At 68.0% G+C, this 13,860-nt stretch carries 12 protein-coding genes; 2 read left to right on the top strand and 10 right to left on the bottom strand.

Translation table 11 applies throughout. The features are described from left to right. Positions 1 to 45: 45 nt before the first annotated feature. Entirely contained in the window at positions 46 to 588 is a 543-nt protein-coding gene (locus tag AC07WS_RS05995) for an FKBP-type peptidyl-prolyl cis-trans isomerase (protein ID WP_161095451.1), read from the top strand. Between the two features lie 4 nt (positions 589 to 592). On the opposite strand, the gene AC07WS_RS05990 is transcribed toward AC07WS_RS05995, so the two are convergent. Together AC07WS_RS05990 and mutS are read right to left on the bottom strand one after the other, a co-directional pair. After that, positions 593 to 1,579, bottom strand: a complete 987-nt coding sequence (locus tag AC07WS_RS05990; RefSeq protein ID WP_494728176.1) for a hypothetical protein — start codon at positions 1,577 to 1,579, stop codon at positions 593 to 595. Beyond that, positions 1,576 to 4,266 (bottom strand): DNA mismatch repair protein MutS, encoded by a 2,691-nt coding sequence (mutS, locus tag AC07WS_RS05985; RefSeq protein WP_494728175.1) that lies wholly within the window; start codon positions 4,264 to 4,266, stop codon positions 1,576 to 1,578. The genes AC07WS_RS05990 and mutS overlap by 4 nt, the downstream gene beginning before the upstream one ends. A 224-nt stretch (positions 4,267 to 4,490) precedes the next feature. Between mutS and AC07WS_RS05980 the strand changes: the two genes are divergently transcribed. Continuing rightward, the gene (locus AC07WS_RS05980; RefSeq protein ID WP_494728174.1) at positions 4,491 to 5,393 is read left to right on the top strand and encodes a LysR family transcriptional regulator; all 903 of its coding nucleotides are present in this window, start codon (positions 4,491 to 4,493) and stop codon (positions 5,391 to 5,393) included. Here the strand turns inward: AC07WS_RS05980 and AC07WS_RS05975 are convergent, their stop codons facing one another. The 8 genes from AC07WS_RS05975 to AC07WS_RS05940 are packed head-to-tail and all read right to left on the bottom strand — an operon-like array spanning position 5,394 to position 13,858. Further along, the gene (locus tag AC07WS_RS05975; RefSeq protein ID WP_494728173.1) at positions 5,394 to 6,107 is read right to left on the bottom strand and encodes an SDR family oxidoreductase; all 714 of its coding nucleotides are present in this window, start codon (positions 6,105 to 6,107) and stop codon (positions 5,394 to 5,396) included. It lies immediately after the preceding gene. Then, entirely contained in the window at positions 6,104 to 6,490 is a 387-nt protein-coding gene (locus AC07WS_RS05970) for a 5-carboxymethyl-2-hydroxymuconate Delta-isomerase (RefSeq protein WP_494728172.1), read from the bottom strand. The genes AC07WS_RS05975 and AC07WS_RS05970 overlap by 4 nt, the downstream gene beginning before the upstream one ends. Positions 6,491 to 6,501: 11 nt before the next feature. Continuing rightward, positions 6,502 to 7,887: an MFS transporter gene (locus AC07WS_RS05965; protein WP_494728171.1), complete on the bottom strand. Its 1,386-nt coding sequence runs from the start codon at positions 7,885 to 7,887 to the stop codon at positions 6,502 to 6,504. Between the two features lie 14 nt (positions 7,888 to 7,901). Beyond that, a complete protein-coding gene (locus tag AC07WS_RS05960; RefSeq protein ID WP_494728170.1) occupies positions 7,902 to 9,158 on the bottom strand; it encodes a hypothetical protein in 1,257 nt (418 codons plus the stop codon). Further along, a complete protein-coding gene (locus tag AC07WS_RS05955; RefSeq protein ID WP_494728169.1) occupies positions 9,155 to 10,102 on the bottom strand; it encodes a hypothetical protein in 948 nt (315 codons plus the stop codon). The genes AC07WS_RS05960 and AC07WS_RS05955 overlap by 4 nt, the downstream gene beginning before the upstream one ends. 10 nt (positions 10,103 to 10,112) lie before the next feature. After that, positions 10,113 to 11,870, bottom strand: a complete 1,758-nt coding sequence (locus AC07WS_RS05950; protein ID WP_494728168.1) for a thiamine pyrophosphate-dependent enzyme — start codon at positions 11,868 to 11,870, stop codon at positions 10,113 to 10,115. Between the two features lie 10 nt (positions 11,871 to 11,880). Then, entirely contained in the window at positions 11,881 to 12,993 is a 1,113-nt protein-coding gene (locus tag AC07WS_RS05945; protein WP_494728167.1) for an enolase C-terminal domain-like protein, read from the bottom strand. After that, entirely contained in the window at positions 12,986 to 13,858 is an 873-nt protein-coding gene (locus tag AC07WS_RS05940; RefSeq protein WP_494728166.1) for an alpha/beta fold hydrolase, read from the bottom strand. Before AC07WS_RS05940 ends, AC07WS_RS05945 begins: the two co-directional genes overlap by 8 nt. Positions 13,859 to 13,860: the final 2 nt, after the last annotated feature.

The raw sequence follows: 13,860 nt of genomic DNA, 5'->3' as shown, positions 1-13,860 counted from the left end.
TCCAAGGTATAATTCCGGGGCTTATATACAGAAAGGAATTACAAAATGAAGATTGCCAAGAACACGGTCGTGACTGTGAATTACAAGCTGTCCGATGCCCAGGACAATCTGATCGAAGACGGCCGTCAGCCTATGGTCTACCTGCACGGCGGCTACGAGAACACCCTGCCGAAAATCGAAGAAGAACTGGACGGCAAGGAAGCCGGCTATTCCACCATCCTGCAGATCGAACCGGAAGATGCGTTCGGCGACTACGACGCCGCGCTGGTCAAGGTCGAGCCGCGCAACCGCCTGCCTGAGCCGCTGGAAGTGGGCATGCAGTTCGAAGGCATGCCGGATGGCGACGATGGCGAAGAAGCGATGATCTTCACCGTCACCGATATCGCCGACGACAAGGTGGTCCTGGACGGCAATCACCCGCTGGCCGGCATGGCGCTGCGTTTCTCGTTGAGCGTGGCCGAAGTGCGTGAAGCCACGGACGAAGAAATCGCCCACGGCCACGTGCACGGCGCCCACGGCCACCACCACGGCGACGAGGACGACGAAGGCGAAGAGGGCGATCACGTCGCCATCCACCCGATCCACTAAGTGCTTACTGCGTCGCTTCGGCGGCGCCGCCCTTGAGCGTGAACAGGGCGGCGCTGCCTGGCGCGACGCGCACCTCGGCCCATTCCCCGGCCAGGCTCAGATGTCCCACATTGCCGCGCCAGACGATGGATGGCTCGGTCCCGGCGCCGCCCTGGGTATCGACCAGCAGCACCTTCCCCTTGAATTTTTCCGCCATCGCCCGTATCTGCCGGCGCGGTTCGGCGAAGCCATCCTGTTTCGACTGAAAACTCGGCAGCAGCGAGAAGCCTTGCTCCGCCTGCACCCCGACGTCGCCGTCCGAGAACAGCACCAGCCCCTGCATCTTCTGCCGCTCCGCCAGCGTGAACAGGCGGTGCAGCCAGGCGCGGTTGGCCACCAGCCGGTCCTCGTACTCGCTGTTGCGGCCGGCCTCGGCGCGGAAGTGGTTGTTGTTGGCCGGCAGATTGATGGTGGCGAACAGCACCTTGCCGTATTCCCAGTGCGCGTTCTCCGCGTAGCTGCGGAACTTGGCGCTGGCAGACAGGCGCGTCAGCGGCAGCCGGCGTTCGCCCAGCGATTCGCCGTCGGCGTAGAACAGTTCGCGCAGGCGGTTCAGGCGCTCGATCGCGTTCGAGCGGCCGATGGAGTTGACGCAGCCGCTCCAGTCGCTGCCGGCCAGCGAGACGATCATCGGCGGCGCCGCCTCGTTGAGCACCGCGCGGCGCTGGGCGTACAGCCTGTCGCTGCAAGGCTCCGTGCCGGCCTTGATGCCGGTGGCGACGATGAAGGCCGGCGCGACCTGCGTGACGTCGGCGATGGCGCGCCTGAGCACCGATTCATCCGGGCCGCTCTTGAACGAATGGCCGATCACGCCGAACTGGAAGCCGCGCATGGCCGGCTGCGCGGCCTGCGCCTGGCACGCGGCCAGTACCGCCACGCCAGCCGCGATCGCGGCCAGGCGGCGCGGCGGCGCAGCGGCGGTGGCCGTGCCAGGGACGTGCAGCGGCATCATGCCTGCGCCGTCTCCGTCAGGCGCTTGAGCTGATACAGGCGTTCCAGCGCTTCGCGCGGGGTCAGCGCATCCGGATCGAGATCGTCGAGCGCATCCAGCAGTTCGCGCATCGCCGGGCTGGGCGCCGCCGGCGCGCCGTGCGCCGGCGCCTCCAGTTCCTGGTCGTCCGCGTCGGCGGTCGGCGCGGCGAACAGGTCCAGCTGCGGCGTGGCGTCCAGCGCCTGCGCCTCCAGGCGCGCCAGGTGCTTGCGCGCGGCCTTGATCACCGGCTGCGGCACGCCGGCCAGCTGCGCCACCTGCAAGCCGTAGCTTTGCGACGCCGGGCCGTCCTGCACCGCGTGCAGGAACACGATGCTGTCCTTGTGCTCGACCGCCGACAGGTGCACATTGGCCGCCGTCGGATGGCTCTCCGGCAGCTGCGTCAGTTCGAAGTAGTGGGTGGCAAACAGCGAGAAGCTGCGGCTGGTGTCGATCAGGTGGCGCGCGATGGCCCACGCCAGCGCCAGGCCGTCGAAGGTCGAGGTCCCGCGTCCCACCTCGTCCATCAGCACCAGCGAGTGCTCGGTGGCGCCGTTGAGGATGGCGGCCGATTCGGTCATCTCCACCATGAAGGTCGAGCGGCCGCCGGCCAGGTCGTCGGTGGCGCCGATGCGGGTGAAGATGCGGTCGATCGGGCCGATGGTGGCGCTGGCGGCCGGCACGTAGCTGCCCACGTAGGCCAACAGCGTGATCAGCGCCACCTGACGCATGAAGGTCGATTTACCGCCCATGTTGGGGCCGGTGATCAGCAGCAGGCGGCGGTCCTCGACGAAGCGGCAATCGTTGGCGATGAAGCGCTCGATCTGGTTCTCCACCACCGGATGGCGGCCCTCGGCGATGTTGATGCACGGCGTGTCCACCAGCTGCGGCGCGCACCAGTTGTGGCGCAGCGCGTGGTCGGTCAGCGAGGTCAGGGCGTCGAGCTGCGCCAGCGCCTTCGAGATCGTCTGCAGCGTACCGATGAACGGCGCCAGGTCGCCCAGCAGCTGGTCGTACAGCATCTTCTCGCGCGCCAGCGCCTTGTCCTGCGCCGACAGCGCCTTGTCCTCGAAGGCCTTCAGTTCCGGCGTGATGTAGCGCTCCGCGTTCTTCAGCGTCTGGCGGCGGCGGTAGTCGTCCGGCACCTTGGTGGTCTGGCCGTGCGTGACCTCGATGTAGAAGCCGTGCACCTTGTTGTACTCCACGCGCAGGTTGGCGATGCCGGTGCGGGCGCGCTCGCGTGTTTCGAGGTCGACCAGGAACTGGCCGGCGTTCTCGGACAGCGCGCGCAGCTCGTCGAGCTCCGCGTCGAAGCCGCGCGCGAACACGCCGCCGTCGCGCACCATCGCGGCCGGCTCCAGTGCCACCGCGCGCTGCAGCAGGTCGAGGCAGGCCGCCGGCGTGGCCATGTCGGCGTGCACCGCGGCCAGCAGGCCGTGCGGATCGGTCAGCGCGCGCTGCATCGCCTGGCGCAGCGACGGCAGCTGCTGCAGGCCGTCGCGCAGGCTGGCCAGGTCGCGCGGCCGCGCCGACAGCAGCGCGATGCGGGTGGTGATGCGTTCGATGTCCGGCACCTGCGCCAGCGTGTGCGACAGCGCGCCGGTGGCGTCGGCCTGGCCCAGCGCGGCGATGGCCTCGTGGCGCGAGCGGGCGATGGCCTGGTCGCGGCGCGCGTGGTGCAGCCAGTGGCGCAGCAGGCGCGAACCCATCGCGGTGCGGCAGTGGTCCAGCAGCGAGAACAGCGTCGGCGACTCCTGGCCGCGGATGGTCTCGGTCAGTTCCAGGTTGCGGCGGGTGGCGGCGTCCAGGCCGATGAATTCGTTCTCGGTTTCGGTGGCCAGCGAGCGCACGTGCTGCAGGCCGCGTCCCTGCGTCGACTGGGCGTAGCGCAGCAGCGCGCCGGCCGCGCCGAACGCCGCGCCCAGGCCGTCGGCGCCGAAGCCGGTCAACGTCGCCACGCCGAGCTGGTCGAGCAGCGCCTTGTGGCCGCCGACCACGTCGAAGTGCCAGTCCGGCACGCGGTTGACGTGGCAGTGCACGGCCTCCTCGAACAGGTCGGCGTTATCGCCGCGCAGCACCTCGGCCGGCGCGATGCGCTCCAGCTCCTGCTGCATGCGGGCGGTGACGGTGCGGGTGTCGCCGGAGAACTCCATCAGCTTGAGCGCGCCGCTGGCCAGCGACAGCCACGCCAGGCCGGCCGTGGCCACCTTGCGCTGGCTGAGGATGCACATCGCCAGCAGCGGACGCTCGGCCTTTTCCGGCAGCAGGTCGGCGTCGGTCAGCGTGCCCGGCGTGACCACGCGCATCACCTTGCGTTCGACCGGCCCCTTGCTGGTGGCCGGGTCGCCGATCTGCTCGCAGATCGCGCACGACTCGCCGATCTTGACCAGCTTGGCCAGATAGCCCTCGAGCGAATGGAAGGGCACGCCGCACATCTTGATCGGCTGGCCGCCCGAGCTGCCGCGCGCGGTCAGCGTGATGCCCAGCACCCGCGCCGCCTTTTCCGCGTCCGAGTGGAACAGCTCATAGAAGTCGCCCATGCGGTAGAACACCAGCATGTCCGGGTATTCGGCCTTGATGCTCAGGTACTGAGCCATCATCGGAGTGACTTTTTCGGTAGGGCTGTTCTTGACGGCGGCGGCGTTGATTTCGTTCGGGACGGTGGTCATTGGTTCTTTTTCGGCGGTGCGATGAGTCTGGTTTTGCAGGGGCGAAAACGGCCCCGGCGCGTAACCCGTCATTCTACCGCTTTCGGGCGCGCACTCCCAAAGAAGCGCGCGAAGTTGGCTTCCTTCCGGCCGGAGGTGTAATATTGCATAAAAAGTAAGCCGGCGGCGGGGCGGGTGTGCCCGGCGCCGGGCGTGTGGATCATCAGAACAGAAGGCGTGCGGCAATGGATAAATTGAAGGCGATGCAAATTTTCGTCAGAGTCGTGGACAAGAAAAGCCTGACGGTCGCAGCGCAGAACTCCAATCTATCCGTATCGATGGTCAGCAATTATCTCCGCTATCTGGAGGACGACCTGGGGACCGCGCTGGTGATCCGCACCACCAGAAAGCTGTCGATCACCAATTTCGGCACCTACTACTACGGCATCTGCCTGAACGTGCTGGCGATGATCAAGGAGAGCGGCGAGGTCGCCTCCAACTTCACCGACAACCCCGAAGGCACGCTGCACCTGACGGCGCCCCGCACCTTCGGCATCGTCGCGCTGCTGCCGCGCCTGAGCGAGTTCTACGCGAAACATCCCAAGATCCGCATCGACGTCTCGATCAGCGACGACATCGTCGACATGACCAAGACCGACTACGACGCCGCCATCCGCCTCGGCCCCTTGTCCGATTCGAACTTGGTGGCGCGGCCGCTGCGGCCGTATTCGGTGGTGCTGTGCGCGGCGCCGGACTACCTGGCCGTCAATCCGCCGCCCGCCACGCCCGAGGACCTGGCCCAGCATCTGTGCATCGCCACCTACTTCGACCACAAGACGGTCTGGAACCGCCTGCAGACGACCTGGGAGTTCATCGGCGACGGCGACACCAGCCACAAGGTGAACGTGCCCTTCAAGATGCAGGTGAACGACGCGCAGGGCGTGTGCGCGCTGGTCCTGAAGGGCACGGGCATCGCGGTGATACCGGAGATCCTGGCGCAGCCGTGGCTGCAAAGCGGCCAGCTGGTGCGCCTGCTGCCGGAATACCGCCTGCCCAACCGGGCCATGCACCTGGTCTACCGCAAGATGGACTTCATGCCGTCGAAGCTGAAAGCCTTCATCAACTTCCTGCTCGACGAGTTTTCCTGACTAGGCCAGGCGTCCGCCGCCGTCCAGGAACAGCGTGATCCCGGTGGTGTAGCCGTTCCCCGCCAGGAAGACGATGCCGTCGGCGACATCGTCCGGCTGGCCCACGCGCCCCACCGGCAGGCGCTTGCCGGCGGCGTCGAACATGGCGCCGCGCTGGAGCGCCGGCATTTTTCCCCACAGTTCCGTGTCGAGCAGGCCGGGCGAGACCGTGTTGACGCGGGTCGGCGCCATCTCCAGCGCCAGCGCGCGGCCCAGTCCCTCCAGCGCGGCGTTGATGGCGCTCTGCAGCGCGCTGGCGCGGCCCGGCCGCTGCGACAGGTAGCCGGCCACGAATGTCAGCGAGCCGCCGGCGCGGATGTTGAGCAGCTTGGCGATCCGGTAGGCGCCCCAGAACTTGCTGTCCATGGCCTGGTAGGCGGCGTCCAGCGGCAGGTCGCGCGCGCTGCCCATCGGCGTCTCGGCCGCGCTGACGACGATGTGGTCCCACACCTCGCCCGCCTGCGCGCCGGCCGCGATCGCTTCGACATCGGTGAAGTCCAGCTGGCGCCCGCTGGCGCGCTTGCTCAGCTTGCCCAGCGCCTGGTCCAGCTTGCTCCAGCTGCGGGAGGCGATCGTCACGTTGGCCCCCAGCTCGTCGAAGCGTCGGGCGGTGTCGAAGCCGACGCCGGAGGAGCCGCCCACGATCAGGATGTTCTGGTCTTCAAAGGTCTTCATTGCGCGCCCTCCAGCAGCTCGTTCGAGCGCACGCGGGAAAAGACCTCGCGCTCGAGCTCGGTCACCTGCACCGAGATGTCGCAGTTGGTCGCGGCCAGCGTGTCGCGGAAATAGGCGCTCAGCACGCGCAGCGCGGTCTCGGTCAGCAGCTTGCGCTCGTCGACCGTCTTGCCCTGGAAGGTGGCGATGTCGAGGTTGATGAACGACTGGTTGGCGTTGCCCTTGCCGATAAAGAAGGCGCTGGCGGGATAGCCGCGGCTCTTGAAATCCTGGATCTTGAAGGTGCTCACGCCGGCCAGCACCTCGTGCAGCTCGGAAAACAGCGCCTGGAAATCCAGGCGGCCGGTCAGGTTGGTGGAATATTCGAGCGTTAAATGTGGCATGACTTCTCCTGTTACGATGTACGGGTTGCGATGATGGGGGATTCGAATTTTCTCAAGCCGAAGAAACTGATCAGCCCGCCGATGGCCAGCGCGGCGATCGACCACAGCAGGGCGGGCGCCATGCCGCTGGTGAAGTGTTCCGCCGTGATGTCGCCGACGATCAGGCCCATCGAGGCGACGCCGATCAGGCCGCCGATCTGGCGCGAGGCGTTGAGCACGCCGGAGGCGATGCCGATGAAGCGTTGCTCGGTGGACGACACCATGGCGTTGGTCATCGCCGGCACCGCCAGTCCGATGCCCAGCCCGGCCACGACGAACTGGACGCCGATGTGGGCGTACTGGCCGTCGCCGACGAAGGGCAGCATGGCCAGGTAGCCCAGCGCGGCCAGCGCGATGCCGCAGATGAGCACGGTTCGGTAGCCGTGCTTGACCATCAGCTTCCCGCACAGCAGGTTGGCGATCATGATCGAGCCGGTCATCGGCAGGAAGGCCAGGCCGGTGTCGAGCGGGGTGTAGGCCCAGGCGTACTGGAAGAACAGGCTGAACAGGAAGATCAGGCCGTAGAAGGCGAAGTTGACCAGGATGCCGATCAGCGACGACGAGGCGAAGTGGCTGTTCCGGAACAGGTACAGCGGCAGCATCGGCTGGGCCTTGCTGTTCTCCACCGTGATGAAGGCCGCGCTGGCGAGCAGGAACACGATCATGCCGCCCATGACCTGCGGCGAGTGCACGCCGGACGAGCTCACCTGTATCAGCGCCAGCGTGAAGCCGCCCAGCGCCAGGGCCGCCAGCAGCTGGCCGGGAATGTCGATCACGCGGCCGGCCGTGTTGCTGGCGTCCTTGACGCAGCGCCAGGCGATCAGGCTGCCCAGCAGCGCGATCGGCACGTTGACGAAGAAGATCGAGCGCCAGCCGGTCAGCGAAATGAGCACGCCGCCGAACACCGGGCCGAGCGCCAGCGCCATGCCGCCCGACGCGGCCCACAGGCTGATCGCCCGGCTGCGCGCGTTCTTTTCCGGGAAGGTCTGGTTGACGATGGCCAGCGAGGCCGGCACCACCAGCGCCGCGCCCAGGCCCTGCAGCAGGCGGTAGACGATCAGCGCCGTCAGGCTGTCGGCGATGCCGCACAGGAAGGAGGCCAGCGCGAACAGCACGAAGCCGAGGATGAAGACTTTCTTGGGGCCGAAGCGGTCGCCCAGCGCGCCCGCGGTCAGCAGGAAGGCGGCGAAGGTCAGCGTGTAGCCGCTGACCACCCATTCAAGGTGCGCGATGGTGCCGGTGAATTCCGCGCGCAGGCTGCGCAGGGCGACGTTGACCACGCTGACATCGAGAATGACGATGATGAAGGCGAGGCAGGATGACAGGAGCGCGAGTTGCTTTCCGGTTGGGGTGGACATGATGGGTTCTCCTGTTACGTAAGGCTGGGTTGGCACGGCAAGGCGCGATGTTCCATCGTCGTCTGCTCGATGCGGGTGATGAGGCGGGCGGCCACGGCCTGGCCGAAGTCGGCCGACAGGGCCGGTGCGGCATGGGTGAAGTTCAGATGAAAGGCGCCGCCGAACGACGACAGGTGCAGCACCAGCGCGTAGTTGGCGACGCAGCGGTTGACCACCGTCTGGACCAGGCCGACGTGGGGCGCCAGCGCCGGCGGCGGATCGACCTGGCCGCTGTTGGTCAGGCAGATGCCGCCGAAGTCCGCGGCCTCGCCCAGCGCGGCGATCCGCTGCCGCAGCGCCTCATGCCCGGTGGCGGCGGGCGACCACAGGGCGTCCTCGCGCGCCAGGCGTTCGCGATACTGGCGCACGGTGTCCGGCAGCCGTTCCGAGTTCAGCGCCATCGGCGTCCTGACCACGCCGATGTTGCAGCCCAGTCCCTTGGCCACGGCGTGCTCGGCGTAGCGGCCGCGGGTATTGACGGCCGTGTAGAAATTGAACTCGCGCCGCTGGCTGGTGGCGGCGTAGGCCTGCATCATCAGGGCGGCGAACAGCTGGTTGACGGTCAGGCGGTTGGACTTGCAATAGGCCTTGAGGCGCTGGCTTTGCCGCACGCTCAGCACGCGGCTGACCAGTTCCGTGCGGCGCAGGCGCACCGGCGCCTGGCGCATATGGGGCTGCAGGCCGGCCGGGGCCGCGGCCACGCCGCCCGCCTGGCCCGGCGCCAGATAGGCGTGGGCGTTGCGGTCGGCCAGCAGCGGCTGTCCGCGCAGGCCGTGCGGGCCGGCGCCGGTCAGCGCCTCGACCAGGCTGTTCACCTGCCGCCGGGTGGTGTAGGCGTCCGAGATCGCGTGGTTGCGGGTCAGGTACAGCTCCATCGCCTGCGGCCGCAGATGGGCGCTCAGGCGCCACAGCCGGGCGTGCGAATCGAGCGGCGTATTGAGTTCGCGCAGCAGCTCCTGCTGCGGATCGAAATCCGGGGCGGCGTCGGCCACGCGCGGGCTGGCGCCGGCGTGCTCGTCGTAGTCGAACCACAGCGAGCCGGCGCGCTCGGCCACCCGCGCCAGCAGCAGCGGATGCGACACGGCCCACTCCCGCAGGCTGGCGCGCACGGCCGGCGCGCTCCAGCTGCCGGGCATGCTGATGCGCGTGACCACCTGGGTCGAGCCGTGGCATTCGCGGTGGAGGTAGAAGAACGCCGCCTCCACATCGCTCAGTCGTCGCGGCGTGATCATGCGACCGGCTGCAACGGCGCGTTGCGCTGCTTCTCGGACGGCGAGCGGGACGCCGGCGCCGGCTGCGGCGGATTGAACACCAGCTCGCTCTCGACGGCGACCCCGAGCTCCTTGAATTCCAGCGCGAAGCGGTCGCCCGGCCTGGTGCGGAAGCCGGCGTCGTAGCTGTTGCGGTCGGCGCCGATGTAGACGTAGTTCACCATGCCCGGCAGCTGGAACGATGGATGCTGGAACAGATTGCCCAGCATTTGCGCGATCGGATAGTACAGCTCCTCGGTGCCGGTGCTGAACTTGCCTTCCCACGCCAGCGCGCCGTCGCGGTAGATGGCCGTGCGGCCGGTCAGGCGCTGCGGCGGCGGCTCGATGAACAGCGTCTGGTGCACCGCGCACTCGCACAGCTTGCCGTAGGAGAAGGCCTGCGGGCTGGACTTGATGGTGCCCATGTCGGTCAGGTCGTTGCCCACGGTGAAGCCGATGTAGCGCGGCATGCCGTGCTGGTCGTTCATGTAGACCAGCACGATTTCCGCCTCCTCGCAGATCGAGATGGCGGTGGCGCTGACGGCGATGCGGTCGCCGTTGACCTTGAGCGCGGGCCCGGTGCCCTTGAAGAACCACGAGGGACGCGGCGCCGGCGTGTTGCCCGACATGGTGACCTTGCCGCGGTTGCTCAGGCCGAAGCCGCTGATGACGGCGCAGGTCTTCAGCGGCGGCATCAGCGGCGGCAGCAGGCGGATCTCGGCCAGCATCTCGGCGGTGAACAGCCGGCGCGGCGTGCCGTCGACGATGCGCTCCTTGTAGCGGACGAAGGAGTAGCCGGTGGCGGCCATCACTTCCTGCAGGTAGCCGGGCATGTAGTGGTAGGCGGACAGCTCCACGCCCTCGCGCGGGTGGTCGAAGGAGATGTAGTGCTGGTCCTGGTAGATAAATTCGAAAAATGCGTTCAAGGGGGTCTCCTCACAAGATTTTGAATTCGATGACCGCCGGTCGGCGGTGGGTCTTGATGTACTCGATGGCCTGCCGCACCGCAGGCAGGACGGCGGCCGCCTCGGTCACGGCCGGGAAGGCCTGGACGTTGAACGAGGCCGCCAACGTGGTGAAGTCCACCGGGCAGGCGTGGAAGCTGGTGGCGATGTGGGCGTTGTGGATGTCGCGGTCGCGCTGCCCGGCGATGCGCTGCGCGTGCTGCGTCGAGTTCAGGTACAGCTGGTTGTTCATGACGATCACCAGCAGCGGAATGGCATACGCGGCCAGCGTCCACAGCCCGCTCGGGGTGTAGAGGAAATCGCCGTCGGACTGCAGGTCGATGCAGATGGCGTCGCTGTCCTGGAGCGCCAGGGCGGCGCCGATGGAGGCGCCCAGGCCGTAGCCCAGCCCGCCGCCGCCGTTCAGGCCGAGGTAGCAGCCGGGACGCGTCATGTCCCAGCCCTTCTTGACCAGGGCGTCGATGGTGAGGCTGCCGGTGTTGGTCAGCACCCAGCGCTCGGCCTCGACCGCCCTGGCGATTTCCGCCACGGCGGTGCCGGCGTGCAGCCTTGGGTGGTCGTCGTAGCCGGCCTGGTCGGCCTGCATCCTGAGCAGGCGGCGGGCGCGCTGCTGCTCGAACAGCCGCCGGCGTTCGGCCCGCTGCTCCGGCGAGCGCGCGGCCGGCGTCTGCTCCAGCGCGGCGGCCAGCGCGCGCAGCGTGGCGACGGTGTCGGCCGCGTACGCGCGGCTGACCGGCACCAGGCGCTGGTAGTCGGCCGCCCATTTGCTCACCAGCAGGTCGTTGCAATCGAGCGTGACGATTTCCCGCCCCGCGCCGATCTGCTCGACGCTGCAGTCCGGGAACATCTTGAACAGCGCGCCCTCCAGGTCCTGCACCTCGATGGCGAAAATGAAGTCGCACGCGGCCAGCACCTCGCTGTCGTACTCGTTGCACTGGTTGAGGTGCTGGTTGGGGAAGTTGAAGCGGTTGCCGCGGTCGATGACGGCGATGTCCAGCCGCTCGACCAGCTCGAGCAGCAGGGCCACGGTCTCGGGATGGCGGCCCTGGAAGTCCAGCACCAGCACCGGGAAGTGCGCCTGCGCCAGGCGGCCGCGCAGGTAGGCGATGTCGGCGGCGCCCAGCCCGGGCAGCGTGGCCGGCTGCGAGGCCGTGCGCGGCAGCAGCTTGAGGCCGGGCTGCAGCGGCTGTTCCTGCACGTCGAAATCGGCCGCGATGAACACCGGCGCCTGCTGGCCGGTCTGCATCAGCTTGTAGGCGCGGTACAGCGACTCCAGCGTGGCGGCCTGGCTCGCGGGCTGGTCGCTCCATTTGACGAAGTCGTTGACCGCCGTCTCGATGTTGGACGAGGTGTGGATCCAGTCGATCCACGGCCGGCGCTTGCTGGCGTCGATCGGGCCGTTGCCGCCGATGAGCAGCAGCGGCACGCGGTCGCACCAGGCGTTGAAGATCGCCATCGAGGCGTGCAGCAGGCCCACGTTGGCGTGGATCAGCACGGCCATGTGCTTGCCGCTGGCCTTGAAGTAGCCGTGGGCGATGGCGACGGCGATCTCTTCGTGGCAGGCCATCACGATGCCGGGCGCGATGGCGGCGTTGTCGGCGAAGACCAGGGAGTCGTGTATGCCACGGAAGGAGGCGCCCGGATTGAAGGCGACGTACTCGATGCCGTGCTGGTCGAAGAACTCGACGACCAGGTCCGAGAAATAGCGTTGAGGCGCGGCTGTGTTCACTTTGATTACCTTAATTCACGGAGAAATGGTGATACCGCGCGATGGCCGGGGTCAGCACGGCGCCGAAGCCGTGGCCGCTTGGGCAATCGACGGTGTTGGTCTGGCGGTCGACGCGGCTGGCGAAGCGCGCGACCGGCTGGTCGAAGAACAGGTCGGACTGGCCGGCCTCGGTCGTCATGGCGTCCGTCAGGCTGAACGACAGGCAGCGGCCGGCGTCGACCAGGGTCGCCACCTCGGCCACCTGGACCCCGACCTGGTAGGCGATGCCGTTCTGGCCGGCGAACGCGGCGATCGCGCGGCAGGCGTGCCAGCCGCCCATCTTGGCCACGCGCAGGTTGATGGCGTCGCAGGCGCCGTGCAGGTCGGCCGCGCGCGCGTCCTCCAGGCTGCAGACCGATTCGTCCAGCATGACGGCGATGCCGGTCTCCCTGCGCAGGCGCCACAGGTCGCGGTAGCGGCGCGGCGCCAGCGGTTCCTCCAGCATGCCGACGCCGATGTCGAGCAGCTGCCGGGCGTTGGCGATGGCCGCGTCGACCTCCCAGCTCATGTTGGCGTCCACCATGATCGGCACGTCGCCGGTGGCGGCGCGGATCGTGCGCAGCGTTTGCAGGTCGCGCGCGAAATCGTCGCTGGCCTTGAACTTGATGAAGTGGAAGGGCCCGCGCTGGCCGAGGAACTCGTCGACCGTCAGTTCCGAATCCATGACCTGGGACACCGCCAGCGTCCGGCCGGCGCGCGCCTGCTGGCCGAGCGCGCTGCGCCCGGTGCGCCGCCACAGGTAGTCGAGCGCCAGCAGTTCCAGCAGGCAGACGGTGTTGTTGCCGGCGGCGATGCCGAAGGCCGCGCCGGCGCCGCCGTGCAGCAGCGTCTCGAGCAGGGCCAGCGGATCGACGGTGTCGAGCGCGCCGCAGTAGCGCCGCAGGTCGAGCGTTGCCAGCTCGGCCAGCACCGTGTCGATGCTTTCGTTGGTGACGTAGCGGCGCGGCGCGCACTCGCCGTTCGCCTCCAGGCCCTGGCTGGCGTAGCGCAGCACCACGCTCTCGGACTCGCTGCGGCGCGCCGCGGCGTGCCCGAAGCTGCGCGCCATCGGCATGGTGACCCGGTACACGTCCAGCTTAGACATAGTGCGTATGGCCGTAGGAGCTGACGTAGGACGTGACCTTGTTGATCAGGCGGTTGCGCACGTCGGTGAACAGCAGGAAGTGCTTCGGCGTCGGCAGCTCCAGGATTTCGCCGGCGTTGCCGAACATCTGCGCGTACTGTTTCTTGGCGCAGTCCAGGTTGACGATGGGATCGTCGTTGCCGCAGATGTAGATGCTCGGCGCGTTCCGGTACAGGTCGCGGCGGTGCACATACATCATCTCCAGCTGCACCAGCGTCGCGCGCGAATCAAAGCTGAGCTGGCGCGTGGACAGCACGTCGTTCTTGATGAACTCGATGTACTTGGGCTGGTCGGTGAAGTGCTCGGCCTTCAGGCCCGCGTCCCAGTGGCCGTCGCGGCGGTCGTTGAGGATGGCTTGCAGCTCGCCCGGCGGCAGCGTGTGGTGCAGCTTGCCCAGCCAGGCCGAGCAGAAGGTGGTGGCTTCGTACGGCACATCGAAGTTCGGATCGGCCATCAGCGCGGCCAGGAAGGAGCCGCCCAGGCAGTGGCCGAACAGGCCCAGCGGCACATCCGGGCCGATCTCCTCGCGCACGTGGGCGATCGCCACGCGGTAGTCCTCCAGGCAGGTGGCCGGCGACGGGATCTCGTTGCGCCGGCCGTCGCTGATGCCGCAGCCGCGCCGGTCCAGCACGTACAGCGCCACGCCGTTGCGGGCGAACTGGCAGCCCACCTCCCACAGCCAGCCCGCATGGCTCTGCAGGCCGTGGAAGTAGAACACCGCGGCCCGCGGCGCTTCCGGCCGCCAGGCGTGCAGGGCGAGGTTGAGGCCGTCGCGTCCGATGTAGTCGATGGAGCGTTCGACGTGTTTCATGTTAAGCGTAGTCATAT

This window comes from Duganella sp. GW821-FHT01E12 (assembly GCF_059422325.1).
Note: the sequence above shows the minus strand (reverse complement) of the source record. Positions and strands in the feature narration are given on the sequence as shown.

Bases quoted from the DNA above. Each gene is read 5' to 3' on its own strand.
- AC07WS_RS05995 (WP_161095451.1), top strand. From the start codon at position 46: ATGAAGATTGCCAAGAACACGGTCGTGACTGTGAATTACAAGCTGTCC.
- AC07WS_RS05990 (WP_494728176.1), bottom strand. From the start codon at position 1,579: ATGATGCCGCTGCACGTCCCTGGCACGGCCACCGCCGCTGCGCCGCCG.
- mutS (WP_494728175.1), bottom strand. From the start codon at position 4,266: ATGACCACCGTCCCGAACGAAATCAACGCCGCCGCCGTCAAGAACAGC.
- AC07WS_RS05980 (WP_494728174.1), top strand. From the start codon at position 4,491: ATGGATAAATTGAAGGCGATGCAAATTTTCGTCAGAGTCGTGGACAAG.
- AC07WS_RS05975 (WP_494728173.1), bottom strand. From the start codon at position 6,107: ATGAAGACCTTTGAAGACCAGAACATCCTGATCGTGGGCGGCTCCTCC.
- AC07WS_RS05970 (WP_494728172.1), bottom strand. From the start codon at position 6,490: ATGCCACATTTAACGCTCGAATATTCCACCAACCTGACCGGCCGCCTG.
- AC07WS_RS05965 (WP_494728171.1), bottom strand. From the start codon at position 7,887: ATGTCCACCCCAACCGGAAAGCAACTCGCGCTCCTGTCATCCTGCCTC.
- AC07WS_RS05960 (WP_494728170.1), bottom strand. From the start codon at position 9,158: ATGATCACGCCGCGACGACTGAGCGATGTGGAGGCGGCGTTCTTCTAC.
- AC07WS_RS05945 (WP_494728167.1), bottom strand. From the start codon at position 12,993: ATGTCTAAGCTGGACGTGTACCGGGTCACCATGCCGATGGCGCGCAGC.
- AC07WS_RS05940 (WP_494728166.1), bottom strand. From the start codon at position 13,858: ATGACTACGCTTAACATGAAACACGTCGAACGCTCCATCGACTACATC.